This window comes from Nocardiopsis lucentensis DSM 44048, from assembly GCF_000341125.1.
Classification (GTDB): domain Bacteria; phylum Actinomycetota; class Actinomycetes; order Streptosporangiales; family Streptosporangiaceae; genus Nocardiopsis; species Nocardiopsis lucentensis.
Map to the genome: position 1 here is coordinate 1 of NZ_ANBC01000342.1, position 791 is coordinate 791.

Sequence of the window (791 nt, forward strand, 5' to 3'; positions counted from 1 at the left end):
CTCCCTCGGAGCCATCGCCACCACCCGCGGCAAGGACTCCACCAGATCACCCGCCACCATCCACGCCGGATCCCCCGCCGCCACCCGCGCCGCCGCACGCAACCGCTCCCGACGCGCCGCCTCCCGCGGCCCCGGCCAGATCAACGACTCCAACCACCGCACATCCCCCGCATCCCCCGGGTCCAGCGGGTGCAGATCGATCCCCGCCCGCCACACCACCTCCGGCACCCGCTCCGGCACCGGCACCGCCCCCTCGGTGGCACACTCCAACACCACCTCACCGTCCGCGGGACCGATCAGCCCACCCCCGTCATAGGAATACCGATACCGGTCCGGATACAGACACAACCCCGCCGACGCCCCCACCTCCACCAACGCCAACGGCCCGGGCAACGACGCCAACACCGGCAGCAACGTCGCACACCGGCGCACCTCGTTGGTCTGCGTGGCACGCTCCAACACCACCGACTCCACCCGGTCCCAGTTCTCCACCAACCAGTCCCGAAACTCCGGCCAGTCCCCCACCGGGCCACCCAGATACCGCACCGCGCCCAACAGCAGGTTGGGCTGACGCTTGTTCCCGGCGGGCAGCCCCATCACCAGGCCCAACACCCGCTGATCCCGCGCCACCCCCAACGCGATGCGCGCGTAGGAAGGCGAGGACCCAGCCGCGTAGTGACGGGCGAACCCCTCATACCGGCGCGCCACGAACTCCACGTCATCGGCCACGTGCTCCACCACGACCACCCTCTCCACACGGCAACCCGGTCGCACCCCGCCCCTACCCCGCC

General features: G+C 71.4%; 1 protein-coding gene. It reads right to left on the reverse strand.

The genetic code is table 11. From position 1 onward, the window contains the following. A partial coding sequence (locus tag D471_RS0111985; RefSeq protein ID WP_026127644.1) for a DUF2332 domain-containing protein occupies positions 1-738 on the reverse strand: 738 nt, incomplete at its 3' end. Positions 739-791 lie beyond the last annotated feature (53 nt).